16 protein-coding genes are annotated in these 16,314 nt (G+C 35.6%); 8 read left to right on the top strand and 8 right to left on the bottom strand.

Annotated elements, in window-relative coordinates:
• Positions 1 to 30: 30 nt before the first annotated feature.
• From H344_RS0107585 to H344_RS0107575, 3 genes are all read left to right on the top strand, one after another.
• On the top strand, positions 31 to 2,706 hold the full coding sequence (locus H344_RS0107585) for a DNA gyrase/topoisomerase IV subunit A (RefSeq protein ID WP_026809774.1): 2,676 nt from the start codon (positions 31 to 33) through the stop codon (positions 2,704 to 2,706).
• A 5-nt stretch (positions 2,707 to 2,711) separates the two neighbouring features.
• A complete protein-coding gene (mscL, locus tag H344_RS0107580) occupies positions 2,712 to 3,143 on the top strand; it encodes a large-conductance mechanosensitive channel protein MscL (protein WP_026809773.1) in 432 nt (143 codons plus the stop codon).
• 107 nt (positions 3,144 to 3,250) lie between these two features.
• Positions 3,251 to 4,207 (top strand): sterol desaturase family protein, encoded by a 957-nt coding sequence (locus H344_RS0107575; protein ID WP_026809772.1) that lies wholly within the window; start codon positions 3,251 to 3,253, stop codon positions 4,205 to 4,207.
• 78 nt (positions 4,208 to 4,285) lie between these two features.
• Here the strand turns inward: H344_RS0107575 and H344_RS0107570 are convergent, their stop codons facing one another.
• On the bottom strand, positions 4,286 to 4,666 hold the full coding sequence (locus H344_RS0107570; RefSeq protein ID WP_026809771.1) for a hypothetical protein: 381 nt from the start codon (positions 4,664 to 4,666) through the stop codon (positions 4,286 to 4,288).
• 111 nt (positions 4,667 to 4,777) lie between these two features.
• Complete coding sequence (locus H344_RS0107565) at positions 4,778 to 5,161, bottom strand: helix-turn-helix transcriptional regulator (protein WP_026809770.1); 384 nt, start codon at positions 5,159 to 5,161, stop codon at positions 4,778 to 4,780.
• Between the two features lie 295 nt (positions 5,162 to 5,456).
• On the opposite strand from H344_RS0107565, the gene H344_RS0107560 reads away from it, so the two are divergent.
• Together H344_RS0107560 and H344_RS0107555 are read left to right on the top strand one after the other, a co-directional pair.
• Positions 5,457 to 6,560: a M14 family metallopeptidase gene (locus tag H344_RS0107560; protein WP_034256315.1), complete on the top strand. Its 1,104-nt coding sequence runs from the start codon at positions 5,457 to 5,459 to the stop codon at positions 6,558 to 6,560.
• Between the two features lie 110 nt (positions 6,561 to 6,670).
• The gene (locus H344_RS0107555; RefSeq protein WP_026809768.1) at positions 6,671 to 7,150 is read left to right on the top strand and encodes an Lrp/AsnC family transcriptional regulator; all 480 of its coding nucleotides are present in this window, start codon (positions 6,671 to 6,673) and stop codon (positions 7,148 to 7,150) included.
• A 254-nt stretch (positions 7,151 to 7,404) separates the two neighbouring features.
• Here the strand turns inward: H344_RS0107555 and H344_RS0107550 are convergent, their stop codons facing one another.
• Together H344_RS0107550 and aroB are read right to left on the bottom strand one after the other, a co-directional pair.
• Complete coding sequence (locus tag H344_RS0107550; protein ID WP_026809767.1) at positions 7,405 to 7,707, bottom strand: hypothetical protein; 303 nt, start codon at positions 7,705 to 7,707, stop codon at positions 7,405 to 7,407.
• Between the two features lie 117 nt (positions 7,708 to 7,824).
• Positions 7,825 to 8,886 (bottom strand): 3-dehydroquinate synthase, encoded by a 1,062-nt coding sequence (aroB, locus tag H344_RS0107545; RefSeq protein WP_026809766.1) that lies wholly within the window; start codon positions 8,884 to 8,886, stop codon positions 7,825 to 7,827.
• Between the two features lie 93 nt (positions 8,887 to 8,979).
• Here aroB and H344_RS0107540 point away from each other — a divergent pair, with 93 nt between their 5' ends.
• A complete protein-coding gene (locus H344_RS0107540) occupies positions 8,980 to 10,146 on the top strand; it encodes a proline dehydrogenase family protein (protein WP_026809765.1) in 1,167 nt (388 codons plus the stop codon).
• A gap of 92 nt (positions 10,147 to 10,238) precedes the next feature.
• Here H344_RS0107540 and H344_RS0107535 read toward each other — a convergent pair whose 3' ends face one another.
• The 4 genes from H344_RS0107535 to porX form a co-directional block, all read right to left on the bottom strand.
• A complete protein-coding gene (locus H344_RS0107535) occupies positions 10,239 to 10,622 on the bottom strand; it encodes a hypothetical protein (protein WP_026809764.1) in 384 nt (127 codons plus the stop codon).
• A 3-nt stretch (positions 10,623 to 10,625) separates the two neighbouring features.
• Positions 10,626 to 11,825, bottom strand: coding sequence for an alanine dehydrogenase (locus tag H344_RS0107530; protein ID WP_026809763.1), 1,200 nt, complete (start codon positions 11,823 to 11,825; stop codon positions 10,626 to 10,628).
• A 204-nt stretch (positions 11,826 to 12,029) separates the two neighbouring features.
• The gene (tsaE, locus tag H344_RS0107525; protein WP_026809762.1) at positions 12,030 to 12,455 is read right to left on the bottom strand and encodes a tRNA (adenosine(37)-N6)-threonylcarbamoyltransferase complex ATPase subunit type 1 TsaE; all 426 of its coding nucleotides are present in this window, start codon (positions 12,453 to 12,455) and stop codon (positions 12,030 to 12,032) included.
• A gap of 15 nt (positions 12,456 to 12,470) precedes the next feature.
• On the bottom strand, positions 12,471 to 14,015 hold the full coding sequence (gene porX, locus H344_RS0107520) for a T9SS response regulator signal transducer PorX (protein ID WP_026809761.1): 1,545 nt from the start codon (positions 14,013 to 14,015) through the stop codon (positions 12,471 to 12,473).
• A 29-nt stretch (positions 14,016 to 14,044) separates the two neighbouring features.
• Between porX and H344_RS0107515 the strand changes: the two genes are divergently transcribed.
• Complete coding sequence (locus tag H344_RS0107515; protein WP_026809760.1) at positions 14,045 to 15,274, top strand: HD domain-containing protein; 1,230 nt, start codon at positions 14,045 to 14,047, stop codon at positions 15,272 to 15,274.
• Positions 15,275 to 15,297: 23 nt separating this feature from the next.
• Entirely contained in the window at positions 15,298 to 16,314 is a 1,017-nt protein-coding gene (lpxD, locus tag H344_RS0107510) for a UDP-3-O-(3-hydroxymyristoyl)glucosamine N-acyltransferase (protein ID WP_026809759.1), read from the top strand.

The raw sequence follows: 16,314 nt of genomic DNA, 5'->3' as shown, positions 1-16,314 counted from the left end.
TACGAACCAAACTAATACCAATCTTTCTGAATGGGAGATAATGAAGATCTGAATCAAACACCACTAGATAATAAAGAAGAACATAAAGATGCGTTGACCAAGGTAACCGGTATGTATAAAGACTGGTTCTTGGACTATGCGTCCTATGTTATTTTAGAGCGTGCAGTACCTGCAATTGAAGATGGTTTTAAACCTGTGCAGAGAAGGATTATGCATGCCCTAAAAGAACTGGACGATGGAAGGTACAATAAGGTTGCTAATGTAGTAGGACACACTATGCAGTATCACCCACATGGGGATGCTAGTATAGCCGATGCTATGGTGCAAATTGGCCAAAAAGACTTGTTGATTGACACTCAGGGTAACTGGGGAAATATTTTAACCGGGGATAGCGCTGCTGCTTCTAGGTATATTGAGGCGAGACTCACCAAATTTGCTTTGGAGGTGGTCTTTAGTCCAAAAATTACCGAATGGCAAAAATCTTATGACGGTAGAAAAAAGGAGCCTGTAAATCTACCTGTGAAATTCCCACTTTTATTAGCTCAGGGAGCAGAAGGGATTGCAGTGGGTTTATCCACTAAGGTATTGCCTCATAATTTTATAGAACTTATAGATGCCTCTATTAAGCATTTAAAGGGGCAGCGTTTTACTATTTACCCAGATTTCCCTACCGCTGGAATTATAGATGTTAGCAATTATAATGACGGCATGCGTGGAGGTAGAGTCCGGGTAAGAGCTAAAATAAGTCAGTTAGATAAGAATACGCTGGTTATAAATGAGATACCCTATGGTACTAACACCTCTTCTTTAATAGATTCTATCCTTAAAGCGAACGATAAAGGTAAGATTAGGGTTAAGAAAATAGAGGATAATACAGCTGAAAATGTTGAGATTTTAGTTCATTTACCTAACGGTATTTCGCCAGATAAAACAATAGATGCTCTTTATGCTTTTACCTCTTGCGAGACTTCAATATCTCCTTTGGGTTGTATTATAGAAGATAATAAACCACTTTTTATAGGCGTAACAGAGATGTTAAAAGAATCTACCGATAATACGGTAGCGCTATTAAAAGCGGAACTAGAAATCCAATTAAAGGAATTGGAAGAGCAATGGCATTTTGCTTCTTTAGAACGAATTTTCATAGAGAATAGAATATATCGTGATATTGAGGAAGAAGAAACTTGGGAAGGTGTAATTGCTGCTATTGATAAAGGTTTATCACCTTTCACTAAACACTTAAAGAGAGCTGTTACTGAAGATGATATAGTTCGACTTACAGAAATTAGGATTAAACGAATTTCTAAGTTCGATTTAGATAAAGCGCAACAACACTTGGATAACCTAGAGTTAAAGATCGCTGAGATTAAGCATCATCTAGCCAATTTAATTGATTTTGCTATTGACTATTTTAAATCTCTTAAAGAAAAGTACGGTAAAGGTCGGGAGCGAAAGTCGGAGATCCGAATTTTTGATGATATTGAAGCTACTAAAGTGGTGATTAGAAACACAAAGCTTTATGTAAATAGAGAAGAAGGGTTTGTTGGAACTTCCTTAAGACGAGATGAGTATGTAACGGATTGTAGTGACATAGATGATATAATCGTTTTTACTCGTGAAGGAAAAATGATGATCTCTAAGGTGGATAGTAAAATTTTCGTAGGAAAAAATATTATCCATGTAGCGGTATTTAAGAAAAAAGACAAACGTACCATCTATAATATGATATATAGGGATGGTAAAGGAGGTGCCAGCTACATTAAAAGATTTAATGTCACTAGTGTAACTAGAGATAGAGAGTATGATCTTACTCAGGGCAAACCTCTGTCGTCCGTATTATATTTCTCCGCTAACCCTAATGGAGAAGCAGAGGTAGTTACGGTGCTGCTTAGGCAGGTAGGGAGTATTAAGAAACTTAAATGGGATATCGATTTTGCCGATGTTCTTATTAAAGGAAGAGGCGCCAAAGGAAACCTGGTGACTAAATACTCTATAAAGCGAATTGAATTAAAAGAGAAAGGTGTTTCTACCTTAAAACCAAGGAAAATTTGGTTTGACGAGGTGGTGCGAAGGCTAAATGTAGATGGACGTGGGGAGTTGCTAGGTGAATTTAAAGGAGATGATATGTTGTTAGTGGTAACTCAAAAAGGAATTGCTAAAACCTTTACTCCAAATCTTTCTACTCACTTTGATGATGATATGTTGGTGCTTGAAAAATGGAATCCAGAAAAACCTTTATCCGCTGTACATTATGATGGAGAAAAGGAACGTTTTCTTGTGAAGCGATTCTTGATTGAAAGTGAAAACAAGGAAGAATTGTTTATAACCGAACATCCAAAATCGTATTTAGAAGTCATTAGCACAGATTGGAAACCGGTTATTGAAGTAGAGTTTGTGAAGCCTAGAGGTAAGGATCCTAAACCGAATTTAATAGTTGATTTAGAGGAGTTTATAGCTGTTAAAGGAATTAAAGCTTTAGGTAATCAGCTAACTACGGATAGAGTGAAGAATATAAACATTTTAGACCCCATCCCTTATGAGGAACCAGAAGAAATTAAGCCTAGTGATATGGAAGTGGTAGATGAAGAAAATGTGGATGTTAAGAAAGATGAGGGGGCGAGCTCTACAAATAGTGGGGGCGAAAAATCTAAAGGCAAAAATAAGATGTCAGGGGAGGATGATGAGTCCCAGATAAAACTGTTTTAAAAGTGATGATGAAGTTCTATAAAGAGTTTAAAGAGTTTGCAGTTAAGGGGAATATGATAGATATGGCCGTAGGGGTCATTATCGGTACTGCGTTTAATAAAGTGGTTACTACCTTAGTGAATAAGGTGATTATGCCTCCATTATCTTTACTGACAGATGATGTGCATTTTTCTGATAAACAGTATGTTTTAAGAGAGGCTAAGGGGGATATTGAGGAGATTGCCATAGGATATGGTGCTTTGATTGAGGTTTTAGTGGATTTTTTGATAATTTCCCTGACTATATTTGTGGTGGTGAAGTTTATTAATAGATTTAAAGCGAAAGCTGAAGACCCTAAGAATAAGGAGGTAGCTACGCCAAGAAATATTGAGTTGTTGGCTAACATGGAAAAACTTATGAAAGAGCAAAATGAACTCTTAAAGCAACGTAGCAAGTAAAAACGTATAGAGATTGGGCTTGGGCAATCTAAATTTGATATTGAATTGAAGGGGATTCCAAGGTTTCCTTTGTTATTGTTATATATTTACGGCAAACTAATTTAAATATGGATTTTACCAACCCCCTGGTATATGGAGTACCTGTTTTTATAGCATTTATCTTGCTAGAACTCACTTATAGTAAAACACACGGAGATGATGAGTTGTACGACTGGAAAGATTTTGCAGCAAGTGGCTTTATGGGTGTCGGATCTGCAATTATAGCTCCGCTAATAAAAGTTATTTCTTCAATTGTAATCTTTAACTTTGTATACGATGTGTTTAACCCTATAACTGATGGAGTGCGAACTAACATCTTAGGATATGCCTCTTTTAGTTATGCTTGGTATGTTTGGTTGCTATGTCAGCTTGCCGATGATTTTACCTACTACTGGTTTCATAGGGCCAACCACGAAGTGCGAATCTTATGGGCTGCTCATATAGTACATCATTCTTCAGACAATTATAATTTAGGTACAGCTATTAGAAATGGATGGTTTACTATATTGTATAAGCCGTTATTTTATATGTGGATGCCAATGATTGGCTTTCCTCCAGAAATGGTTGTTGTTTGTCTTGGAATAGAGGCCTTGTGGCAATTTCAGCTTCATACCGTGTATGTGCCCAAGTTAGGTTTTTTAGAGAAGATATTTAATACGCATACTATGCATCAAGTGCATCATGCGCAAAACGTAGAATATTTAGATAAAAACCATGGCGGATTTTTGAATATTTTCGATAAGATTTTTGGGACTTGGAAAGAATTTGATGAGACAATAGATGTTAAATTCGGTGTTACTAATGCGCCTAATTCTCACAATCCAATAGTGATTCTAACGCATGAATTTAAAGATATTTATAATGATGTTAAAAAATCTAAGAAACTGTCTCATGCGTTAATGTATATCTTCGGTCCTCCAGGGTGGAGTCCAGATGGAAGTACACTAACTGTAAAGCAGCAACAACGTTTGTTTGAAGAGCAGAAAAAGCTAAACCCCGAGGTGGCCTTTAATCGCCCTAATTAATTGGGATTCTATAAAATAAAAAAAACCGTCTAAATGACGGTTTTTTTATGCGTGATAGTGTAATTGTATGAGTGATTGCTATTCCACTCGTATAGCCGTTCCTACTGACTTGCTAGAACTTCCTACTAGTCGGTATTCAAAGGTATAAGAATCTTTTGTGGTGGATAGGATCTTCATGTGAATTGACTTTTCTTCGGCCATACTTTTAGGATTTAGTTTTTTAACAACATATTCGCAAGAGTTTATCCATCTTACCGAGGAAGTGTCCGATTTTCCTTCGAAGTGATCAATCTCAATTCCGCCTTTCCTTTCAAAAATAGTAGTTTGCTCTTCCCCGTCAATTGATGCAGTAAAGGAAAACTTACCGTCTTTAAAATCCTCGCAATTTCTCTCCGGTTGATGGCATGAGCTTATGGCTGTTAAAAGGATTACTAGTCCTAATGATGTTTTTTTAGTCATAACGCAAAATATAGGTTTAGGTGTTATAAGCGACCAAAAATACCATTATTTAATGGTAATTAATAAGGGTTTCTATGTTAACTCATTTCTGCTGTAGGCTTGTGGTAAGTATTATTTTTCGGAATAAGCTTTAAAACTCCCGTCTGTGTAAAAAATAATTATTTTTTCTATTGACTTGGTGTCTGTTGATGCAGATTGTTTGCTTGTTACTACAGGGGTGGGTGTTGGGGATGGAGTTTGATGAGTTGACGAGGGGGTAGATTTAGGTTTGGCTGGAAAAGATCCCTTTCCATATAACAACCAATAAAGATCTACTTCAGGAAAAGTCTTAGCAATCCTCATTACAAAATCTAAGCTTGGCTTATTCCTACCTGAAAGTAGGTGGGAGATACTAGAGCGTTGTACGCCAATCTTATCAGCAAAAATAGAGGCGGAAAGATCATAAAACTTAAGTATCCTATCTATTCTTTTAATGAAGTCTGAGTTGTTTATCATTGTGAATTTATCGATATCAAAGGTAATGAATTAATACATATAAATCATGAAAGGTTTCTTGATTGCACCAAAAGAGCTAAAAGTAAACATTTAAATAATCTCACACATACAGCTAATAATCAAGTTATTAAATGCAACATATAGTATTTGTATATAGCTCAGTTTTAATTGTTTACAAAAGTAATGGCAGTAAAGATCTGTTGAAATTAAAGTATTTACAAATGTAATCAAGTGGGTTACATTTGTAAATTAAATTGAAAGTATATTTGTGACTAATTCCATATTCAGAATTCAGATGTTTAAGTACAATTACAATGCTATTAAGGTAAAAGAGGTAGAAGGGCGGTATGTTACTAATAAGGAAATAGAACGGTTTTTAAAATCTTTGACTCCTGTATTTCAAGTTTCAACTATTGGAGAATCGGTTCAGGGTAGATCTATTAAAGCTATTACTTTAGGTTCTGGAGAAACACGTATTCTATTATGGTCACAAATGCACGGAAATGAATCTACCACCACTAAGGCTGTTTTGGATTTAGTCAATTTATTAAAAGGAGATTCGGAATTAGCCTCAGTTATTTTAGAAAATTGTACTCTTAAAATAATTCCTATTTTAAACCCTGATGGTGCTATGGCTTATACTCGGGTCAATGCTAATTCAATTGATTTAAATAGGGATGCACAGGAAAGAACGCAGCCAGAGAGTGTAGTGTTAAGGGAGGTGTTTAATGAATTTAAACCAGACTTTTGTTTTAATTTACACGATCAGCGCACAATTTTTAATGTAGGGAATACCTCTAAGCTTGCGACGGTTTCTTTTTTGGCTCCAGCTAATGATCCAGCCCGAAGCATTTCTAGCAATAGGGAAGTAGCAATGAGGTTAATTGTTGCTATGAACAAAGCCTTGCAGCGATTAATTCCAGGGCAGGTGGGAAGGTATGATGATTCCTTTAATAGTAATTGTGTTGGTGATGCTTTTCAGATGCAAGGTGTCCCTACTATTCTTTTTGAATCTGGTCACTTCCCAGAAGACTACCAGCGAGAACAAACTCGATATTATATTTTTATCTCCCTAATTGAGGCAATTGAGGTGATTTCAAATAAAAAAATCGAACACTTTGAGATGGATTCATATTTTGAAATACCAGAAAATAACAAACTATTCTTGGATATAATTATTGATAATATAGATCAGTTGAACTCTAAATTTAGCAAAGGAGATAGCGCGGGTATTCTCTATGTGGAAACCTTAGTTGGGGGGAAAATTGAATTTAGGCCAAAATTGGAAAAAGTTGGTGATTTAAGTGAGTTATATGGTCATAAAATGTATAATTGCTTAGATATTAATGATTTAGAAGAGATTCAAAAATCTCCAAGTCTTTTAAATGTGCTGAAATAAATTGGTATACTTTCTAAAAATCCAAAATTCTTGCATATTTCATATAAAAATGACACTTTCATTACGTTTAATTCGATTATTTGTTATTTTTGCATTTAAATTTAATACTGATGAGTAAAGTAAAATTAGACGAAATAGATCACCAAATCCTAGATATGTTAATAGATAACACTAGGACACCATTTACAGATATAGCAAAAAAATTATTAATTTCTGCAGGAACTGTGCATGTACGTGTGAAGAAAATGGAAGAAGCTGGTATTATAAGAGGCTCTTCGTTAACACTAGATTATATTAAGTTAGGGTATTCTTTTATTGCCTATGTGGGTATTTTCTTGGAGAAAACTCATCAAACTAAATTTGTTCTAGAAAGACTTAACCAGATACCTAACGTTACCGTGGCTCATATTACTACAGGGAAATTCAATATCTTCTGTAAAATCCGTGCAAGGGATACGAACCATGCTAAAAATATCATTTTTAAAATAGATGATATAGATGGAATTAGTAGGACTGAGACCATGATTTCATTGGAAGAAAGTATTAACGATAAGAGACGTTTAATGCATACTATTTTTAACGAACTTTAGTTGAAAATCACTATAACATTTCATCCCATTCACTTTTATTGAATGGGATTTTTTTTGCTTAAGCTATAAAGAAATATTCACTTCTGCCCGTATCCCTTAAAACGGCTCTCCAAATCAATACATTTTTTTCTTTTAACGCCTTGCGGGCTTGCCCGAATCTTTCAGGCGGGTCTGCCCCGAGGTGCTTTATTTATGGAATTTAATTAGATAAGTAGGGTAGGATAATCTTAATAATAGGTGAAGATTATAAATGGTTATTCTTCTCCCGACCCCATAATCTCTGGAAGTGGAGAATTGTTTTGGTATAGGGGAAATTCCGAAATGATCTCCGGATCCTTATCATCCTCGGAATTGAAGATGAAATTAGCAAGGTTGTTGCTTATTTTCACCAGATATAAGGTGTTTTCGGTTCTAACTTCTACCGCTTCAATAATTTCCCCTTTTAAGTTTTTAAGGACAATTATATCTTCATCCCCGTACCCGTAGGGATATGTAAGTAATAATTGTGAAATCAGTTTTTTATCTAACCTTTTGTAATCCACCAGTTTGCGTATCATAATTTGGATGTTTTTCCCCAGTTATGATGGGGTGATTTAGTATAATCCAAACTAAGATATATTTTGCGTCAAACGAAAAAAGTGTTGTCAACCCCTTGTTTTTAGTAGGTGAACATGTTAGTTAGCGTAATATTCAAAGGCTTCTAGCATTAATTCCGAGGATACCTTAATATCAATAGCTGGAGTTCCAATTTCTGTTAATAAAACAAAGTTGATATTTCCATGAGAGTTTTTCTTATCGAACTTTAGTAATGTTAGAATAGCCTCGATATCTTTTTTGGTAAAAGACACTTTTTCATATCGGTTTAAAAAAGTTGATTTAATATCTTCCAATTCAGTTTTAGAGAGTCCAGTTAATTTGTGAGAGAGATACCCTTCTAATATCATTCCTACAGCAATTGCTTCCCCGTGTAATAATAATTCGTGTTCCGTACTTTCAAGGAAGTAAGATTCCACCGCATGGCCAAGGGTGTGTCCGTAATTTAATATTTTTCGAAGGTGCTGCTCAGTAGGATCTTGTACCACTACATTGTTTTTTATTGAAACCGAGGTGTGGATTAAGGTATCTAAATCGTTAAAATTAGTAACTTGCTTTAAAGTGTTCCAGTACTTAGCATCGGAAATAAGCCCATGCTTCAACATTTCAGCAAAACCACTTTGAAGTTGCCTTTCATTTAGTGTATCTAAAAAATTTGGGTCTACTAATACCAATTCCGGTTGATTAATAACTCCTACCTGATTTTTTAAAGGACCTAAATCTACACCTGTTTTCCCACCAACAGAGGCATCTACCATCGCTAATAGGGTAGTGGGAATGTTAATGAAATCTATCCCTCGTTTAAAACAAGAAGCGACAAAGCCTCCAAGATCGGTTACGACACCGCCACCTAAATTTATCATAGCACTCTTTCGGTCGGCATCTAACTCAGATAGCACTTCCCATACTTGGGTGCAGGTTTCAATGTTTTTGTTAATCTCTCCAGCTTCTATTTCTATAATTTCAAAGTCATATTCACCTTCTATATTTCCCATAAATTGGGGAAGACAGTAGTTGTGTGTGTTTTCATCTACCAAAATAAATAGCTTAGAGTAGTTGCTCTTAGCTAATTGGTTATTTAAGACTTCATACCCTTTTTCATTAAAATGTACCGCGTAAGAAGCAGTGATAATGGAATCCATAATAGCAAAATTTTAAGGCAAAATAAACACTATTTATTGTGATAGGAATACAAAATCAGTACTTATATTTGGATCCTTAATAAAAACAAATAAATGAGGGATCTTTTTGAGGATACTGCAACGGCTTTTGCTTTAAAATCCGACTCTGAATTGGAAAGGGCTTATTTCCTTTTTAAATTAATAGGGAATGAACCTTTAGTTAGAATAGGTACTGCAGTGACCAATTTTGCGATTAAGGCTAATCTGCCAGTAGAACGTTTGATTAGAGCTACCGTGTTCGATCATTTCTGTGGGGGAGTTAATGAAGAAGAGTGTCTTGTAGTGGCAGACAAAATGTTTGAAAAAGGGGTGTGTACTATTTTGGATTACTCCGTAGAAGGACAACAGGTAGAAAATCAACTTGATTATACCTTTGAAAAAACATTAAAAACTTTAGATTTTGTAAAAGAAAAGGAAGCTATTCCTTTTGCAGTTTTTAAACCTACCGGATTTGGTAGATTTGAATTATATCGGAAAATAACAGAAGGAGAGAAACTCACCACTTTAGAAGAGGAAGAATGGCAGCGTGTTGTAAACCGATTTGATAAGGTATGTAAAAAAGCACATGACCTAGATGTCTCTTTATTGATTGATGCCGAGGAGAGTTATATGCAAGGTGCTGCAGATAAACTAGTAGAAACAATGATGCGTAAATACAATAAAAAGAAAGCTATTGTATTTAACACCTTGCAAACGTATCGATGGGATAGATTAGATTACTTGAAAAAGCTTCATGAAGAGGCTAAAAAAGAAGACTTTCATATAGGATTGAAGGTGGTGAGAGGGGCTTATATGGAGAAAGAAAATGAAAGAGCAGAAGAGCTTGGATACCCTAGTCCTATTTGTCCGTCTAAGAAAGCTACTGATGAGAATTTTAATCGGGTAGTTACTTTTATGTTAGAAAGCCTTGAGGTTATGTCGCTATTTGCGGGAACTCACAATGAGAATAGTTCTTATTTACTTATGGAGCAGATGGCGGCAAAAGGCATTGCAAAGAACGACCCTAGGGTATGGTTTGGTCAATTGTACGGTATGAGTGATCATATATCATATAATCTCTCTGATGAAGGATATAATGTAGCGAAGTATCTACCTTTTGGACCTGTGAAAGATGTAATGCCTTATTTAATTAGAAGAGCGGAAGAAAATACTTCTGTTGCGGGACAAACTTCTAGAGAGCTTACTTTATTGAAGAAAGAGCGAGAAAGAAGAAAAATATAAGTTGGCCTATACTGGGGCGGTCCATAAAAGGGGAAAGTCGCTGTGAGAAATCATAGCGACTTTTCCCTTTATTCTTTAGTGATATTGAGTGCTTAGTTAAAGGTGATATCCTCTAATATGCTTTTCTCAGGGCAATTTTTCACTTTTAAAATTGCTGTCTTATTTCTTATAGGATTTTCTATAAGGTAAGTTTTACAAGGGGCAGATTTGGTGTCGCTGTTTTTAAAATCAACATCTCCGTTGTGTAGAAAATTAGCAATATCAGTACTGTCTAATTTTTTGCTTTTTAGCAATGTGTTTATCGCTTCGGAGTACGTTATATCTTTACTTCTTATATCTTTTAGCGTTCTGCAGTTTGGGAAATAACAAAATTCCGTTCCTGTTTCCTCTGTTTTTTTCTTTAAAAAGAAAGTTAGAAATACTATTCCAATGGCTAGGCCTATTAGGTAAAAGCCCAAGCGTTTTAAAAATGCCATAAATTAAAAAATAAGAAAATTAATATCGCTGTAAGAAAGGTCAAACCATTCTCCAACAGATTTGTTAGTCAATATGCCGTGGTAAAGATATAATCCGCTTCTAAGTCCTTTGTCAAACCGCAGGGCATTTTCGAACCCTCCGTCTTCACCGATCTTTAATAAATAGGGAGTAAAAATATTACTAATAGAGATAGAGGCTGTTTTAGGGTATCTAGAAGGGATGTTGGGAACACCATAATGCAACACGCCATTTTTAACTATAATGGGGTTGTCATGCGTGGTTAATTCACTAGATTCAAAACAGCCGCCCATGTCAATACTGACATCTATAATTACAGCTCCTTTTTTCATATGCTCTACCATGGTATTCGATACGACTACCGGAGAACGATCTTTTCCACGTGTTGCTCCAATTGCCACATCGCAGCGCTTTAATGCTTTTAATAAGTTCTTAGGCTGTATGGTAGAGGTGTATACGGTTTGCCTCAAATTAGTTTGTATGCTTCGTAGCTTGCTTATGGAATTGTCAAATATTTTTATATTGGCACCAAGTCCCAAGGCTGATCTTGCTGCGAATTCCCCTACAGTTCCTGCACCTATAATAACTACTTCTACTGGGGGTACACCACTAATATTTCCAAACATTAAGCCGTTCCCCTTATTGGTAGCTGCCATAATTTCGGAAGCGATTAAAATAGAAGACGTACCAGCAATCTCACTTAAAGATCTTACTGCAGGGTATTTCCCTTCATCGTCCCTAATATACTCAAAAGCAATAGCCGTAATTCTTTTCTTAGCTAATTCCGAAAAATACTTCTTGCTCTGCGTTTTAATCTGTAAGGCAGAAATTATAGTCGACTGAGGATTTATAAGTTCAATCTCTTTTAGGGTAGGGGGTTCTACCTTTAATATTATTGGGCATTCAAAAACCTTCTTGGTATCTCTAGTTATTTCTGCTCCTGCATTGGTATATTCTACGTCCATGTAATTAGCCCCAATACCCGCACCAGATTCAATTAGAATCCTATGTCCATTGGCTGTAATAGCGTTAACAGCATCAGGTGTTAAGCAAATACGTTTTTCTTGGTTCTGGTTTTCTTTAGGAATGCCAATAAAAAGTTCTCCTTTTTGCTTGAGAACTTCTAAAGTTTCTTCTTGCGGTAGCAGCTGCTGCTTGCTAAATGGTGAGGCGTATGGATTCATAGGTTGTGATGCTGTCTTGGTAGGTGCCGTATGACTTCGAAAAGTTAAGCTCCAAAATTACAATATTTTTTCCTTTAGCGCTCTTGTATTTCAGTGGCATTGTATTTCTCGTCAATCTTTTTTCTGAATACTTCTTGCTTAAAGGTTTGCAATCTATTGGTTAGGTGATTCTATGTTATGGTTAATTATTTGATTCAATTGTTATTATGCTTCAGGGGCATTAGAAAGTTTTAAACTTCGCGTTATCTCATCTATAATTGTGATGTAGATGTGTGTTGCATTGCTAGGGATTAGGGAGGGGATTTTTTCTGGCCATTCCATAAATATCCAAGCACCGGAATATAAATATTCCTCTAAGCCTATATCTAACGCTTCCATTTCGTCTTCCAAACGATAAAAGTCAAAATGATATCCTAATACTTCGCCGCTATGGTGGTGGTATTCATTAACGATTCCGAATGTGGGGCTGCTGCTAATAGTTCCCCCTCCTAATTCTTTTACTAAAGCTTTAATCAGGGTAGTTTTGCCAGCCCCCATATCACCATGGAAGCAAAGAATCTTTGATTCAGATTCTTTAAGTAGGTATTGCACAACGTCTGTAATTTGCGCTTGGGTATATGTTTTATTCATACTTGTAATTAAAGATTATTTAGGCTCTAATACCACAAATGGTATAATCATCTCTTCCAAGGAAACTCCTCCATGCTGGTAGGTATTTCGGAAATAGCTAACATAATGGTTGTAGTTATTTGGATAGGCAAAAAATAAATCGTTTTTGGCAAAAATAAAAGAGCTGCTAACATTAATAGTTGGCAAATATAACTTCTTTGGATTTTTTGCTTCCAAAACATCCTTTTGTTCGTACGTAAGACTTTTTCCGGTCTTGTATCTTAGATTAAGACTTGTTTCTCTGTCGCCAATAACTTTAGAAGGTTGTTTTACATTAATAGTACCATGGTCGGTAGTTAGTATTAATTTTAACCCCATTAGTTGTGCCTGTTGGATTATTTCTAGAAGTGGCGAGTTTTTAAACCAACTTAAGGTGAGAGATCTATAAGCTTTATCATTAGCAGCCAGTTCTTTTAAAACATCCATTTCAGTTTTGGAATGAGAGAGCATGTCTACAAAATTATAAACGATGACTGTTAAATCATTCTCTTTTTGGGTTTTAAAATTCTGTGCTAGTTGCTTTCCTTGCTTTAGGCTACTAATTTTATGGTACTCCCATTTTATATCTAGACGTGAGCGCTTTAATTGAGCGTTAAAAAAGTCCTCTTCGTGTAAATTTTTTCCGCCTTCCTCAGTGTCGTTCCTCCACCATTGTGGGTGTTTTTCTTCCATTTCTAATGGTGTGAGTCCAGAGAAAATAGAGTTTCTAGCATATTGGGTTGCTGTTGGGAGTATGCTATAGTAAGGGGTCTCTCTGTCTTTTCTGTAATAAATATTTAGAGTGTTTTCAAAGGACATCCATTGATCATATCTAAGGTTATCTATTACTATCAATAAAGTTTTTCGGTCCTTTAATTCGGGTTTTATCAATTTGCTGAATAAGGTGTGAGACATAACCGGAGCATCCTTATCATTAAACCAATGGGGGTAATTATGATCTATAAACTTTCCAAAATGCCTATTTGCTTCTGTTTTTTGAGATTCTAAAATTTCGAACATTCCAGAATCCTCAATTTCTTCAAGGCGTAGCTCCCAATAGAGTAACTTCTTATATAGCTCTGCCCACTCTTCATGACTATCTACCTCACTGAGGTCCATAGCTATTTTTCTAAACTCTTGCTGATAATTCGCTGTAGTTCTTTCTGAAACCAGACGAGAATGGTCTAAATTCTTTTTTAGGGAGAGTAGAATCTGATTTGGGTTAACGGGTTTTATCAGGTAATCTGCAATTTTAGCGCCAATTGCCTCTTCCATGATGAGCTCTTCCTCGCTCTTTGTAATCATTACCACGGGGAGTGATCCGTGGGTTGTTTTTATTTCATTTAAGGTGTCAAGTCCAGAAATCCCTGGCATATTTTCATCAAGAAAAACAATGTCTACACGCTTCTCTTTTAATATTTCTAATGCCTCTTGTCCGCTTAAACAAGTAACAACCTCGTAATTTTTATTTTCTAAAAAAAGAATGTGTGGTTTTAACAAATCTATTTCATCATCTACCCAAAGTATTGTTATCTTGTTCATTATATTTGTCTTCCTAAAATGTTGTGATATTGATTAAATCAAAAAAACTTAAAGTTTTCAATGATCCAATTTACGGATTTATTGGAATACCAAGTGCACTTATTTTTAATCTGATAGAGGAGCCTTACTTTCAGAGACTTAGGAGGATTTCGCAAATGGGGCTGTCTTATTTAGTTTATCCAGGGGCTCATCACACTCGGTTTCCCCACGCTTTGGGGAGTATGCATTTGATGCAGCAATCTATTCAGGTGTTAAGATTTAAGGGAGTAGAGGTTACTAAAGCAGAGGAACAGGGGCTCTTATGCGCTATACTTCTGCACGATATTGGTCATGGGCCATTCTCCCACGCTATGGAGCACTCTATAGTAGAAGGGGTGAGTCATGAGTATATTTCCTTAATGTTTATGGAGGAGCTTAATCGGAAATACAAAGGGAAGTTATCGGTAGCTATTTCAATTTTTAAAGGTGAATATCCTAAAAAGTATTTAAATCAGCTTGTATCTAGTCAATTAGATATGGATCGGATGGACTATTTAAAAAGAGATAGTTTTTATACTGGAGTGGCAGAGGGGAATATTAATTCTGAGAGGCTATTAACTATGCTTAATGTTTATAATGGAGAGCTGGTAGTAGAGGAAAAAGGAATTTACTCAGTAGAGAAATTTTTGATGGCGAGGCGTTTTATGTATTGGCAGGTATATTTGCATAAAACGGGATTGGTAGGAGAGCAGTTGTTGATTAGAATTTTAAAAAGGGCCAAAGAGCTCTTATTGTCTGGGGAGAATTTGCCTTGCAGCAGTGCTTTGAGATATTTTATGGAAAATAAAATTTCTAAAGAAGAATTTACACCTGAAATGCTAGATAAATTTGCCAAACTAGATGATGTTGATATTATGTGGGCTGTTAAATCTTGGCAAGATCATGATGATTTTGTTCTATCTAGGTTGTGTAAAATGATTGTAAATCGTCGATTTCTGCATGTTAAGTTAAAAAACAAACCGATTAATCAAGAGCGACTACAAAAACAATTTTTAAAGTTTAAAAATACGCATAACCTATCGGATGAGGAGACTGCATATTTTGTATTTACTGGTCAGACCCACAATCAAGCTTATGATGCAGAGTATCAGCATATAGGTATATTAAGAGCTAATGGAAAAATAATGGATATAGCCAAAGCTTCTGATCAACAATATTTGAAAGCGCTTTCGAAAACGGTGGTGAAATATTATATGTGCTATCCAAAAGTGGCAGTTTAACTATTTTTCTTACTTTTGTGCCCATGATATTTACAGCTAGTCAAATCGCAGGTATATTAGACGGGGATGTTGAGGGAAATCCAGAAATCGCTGTTCATAAATTGTCTAAGATTGAAGAGGGTGAAGAAGGGTCGTTGACATTTCTAGCAAACCCTAAGTATACCTCTTATATATATACTACTAAAGCATCTGTGACAATAGTGAATCGGGATTTTGTACCCGAACATAACCTTACCACTACTTTAATTAAAGTAGATGATGCGTACACTTCGTTCTCCAAATTACTGGAGTATTATAATAAGGTGAAAAATAATAAAGTAGGCATTGAGAGTCCGGTATTTTTATCGGAAACAGCAACCTATGGTGAAGATTTGTATTTAGGAGCCTTTGCCTATGTAGGTAGTAATGTAAAGATTGGTAACAATGTAAAAATTTATCCTAACGCCTATATAGGGGATAATGTGGAAATAGGGGATAATGTTGTTATTTTTGCGGGGGCCAAAGTCTATTCAGAAACTATTATAGGTAATAACTGTGTGTTACATAGTGGAGTAGTAGTTGGGGCAGACGGTTTTGGATTTTCACCTAATGAGAATAATGAGTATTCTAAAGTTCCGCAGACAGGAAATGTTATCCTAGAAGACGATGTAGAGGTGGGAGCTGGTACTACTATAGATAGGGCAACCTTAGGGTCTACTATTTTAAGGAAAGGGGTTAAATTAGATAATCAGATTCAGATTGCCCATAATGTGGAAATTGGAGAGCATACCGTTATTGCTGCCCAAACAGGAGTTGCCGGATCTACTAAGATTGGCAAGTATTGTATGATAGGCGGGCAAGTAGGTATTGTAGGACATATTACTATAGGAGACTATGTAAAGGTACAGGCACAAACCGGTATTGGTAGGAATGTTTCAGATAATGAGACCTTGCAGGGGTCACCAGCATTAAATTATGGTGATTTTAACAAATCTTACGTGCATTTTAAAAATTTACCGAAAATTATTAATAGAATAGAAGATATCGAAAAAAAGAATTGA

This window comes from Arenibacter latericius DSM 15913, from assembly GCF_000424985.1.
Classification (GTDB): Bacteria; Bacteroidota; Bacteroidia; order Flavobacteriales; family Flavobacteriaceae; genus Arenibacter; species Arenibacter latericius.
Note: the sequence above shows the minus strand (reverse complement) of the source record. Positions and strands in the feature narration are given on the sequence as shown.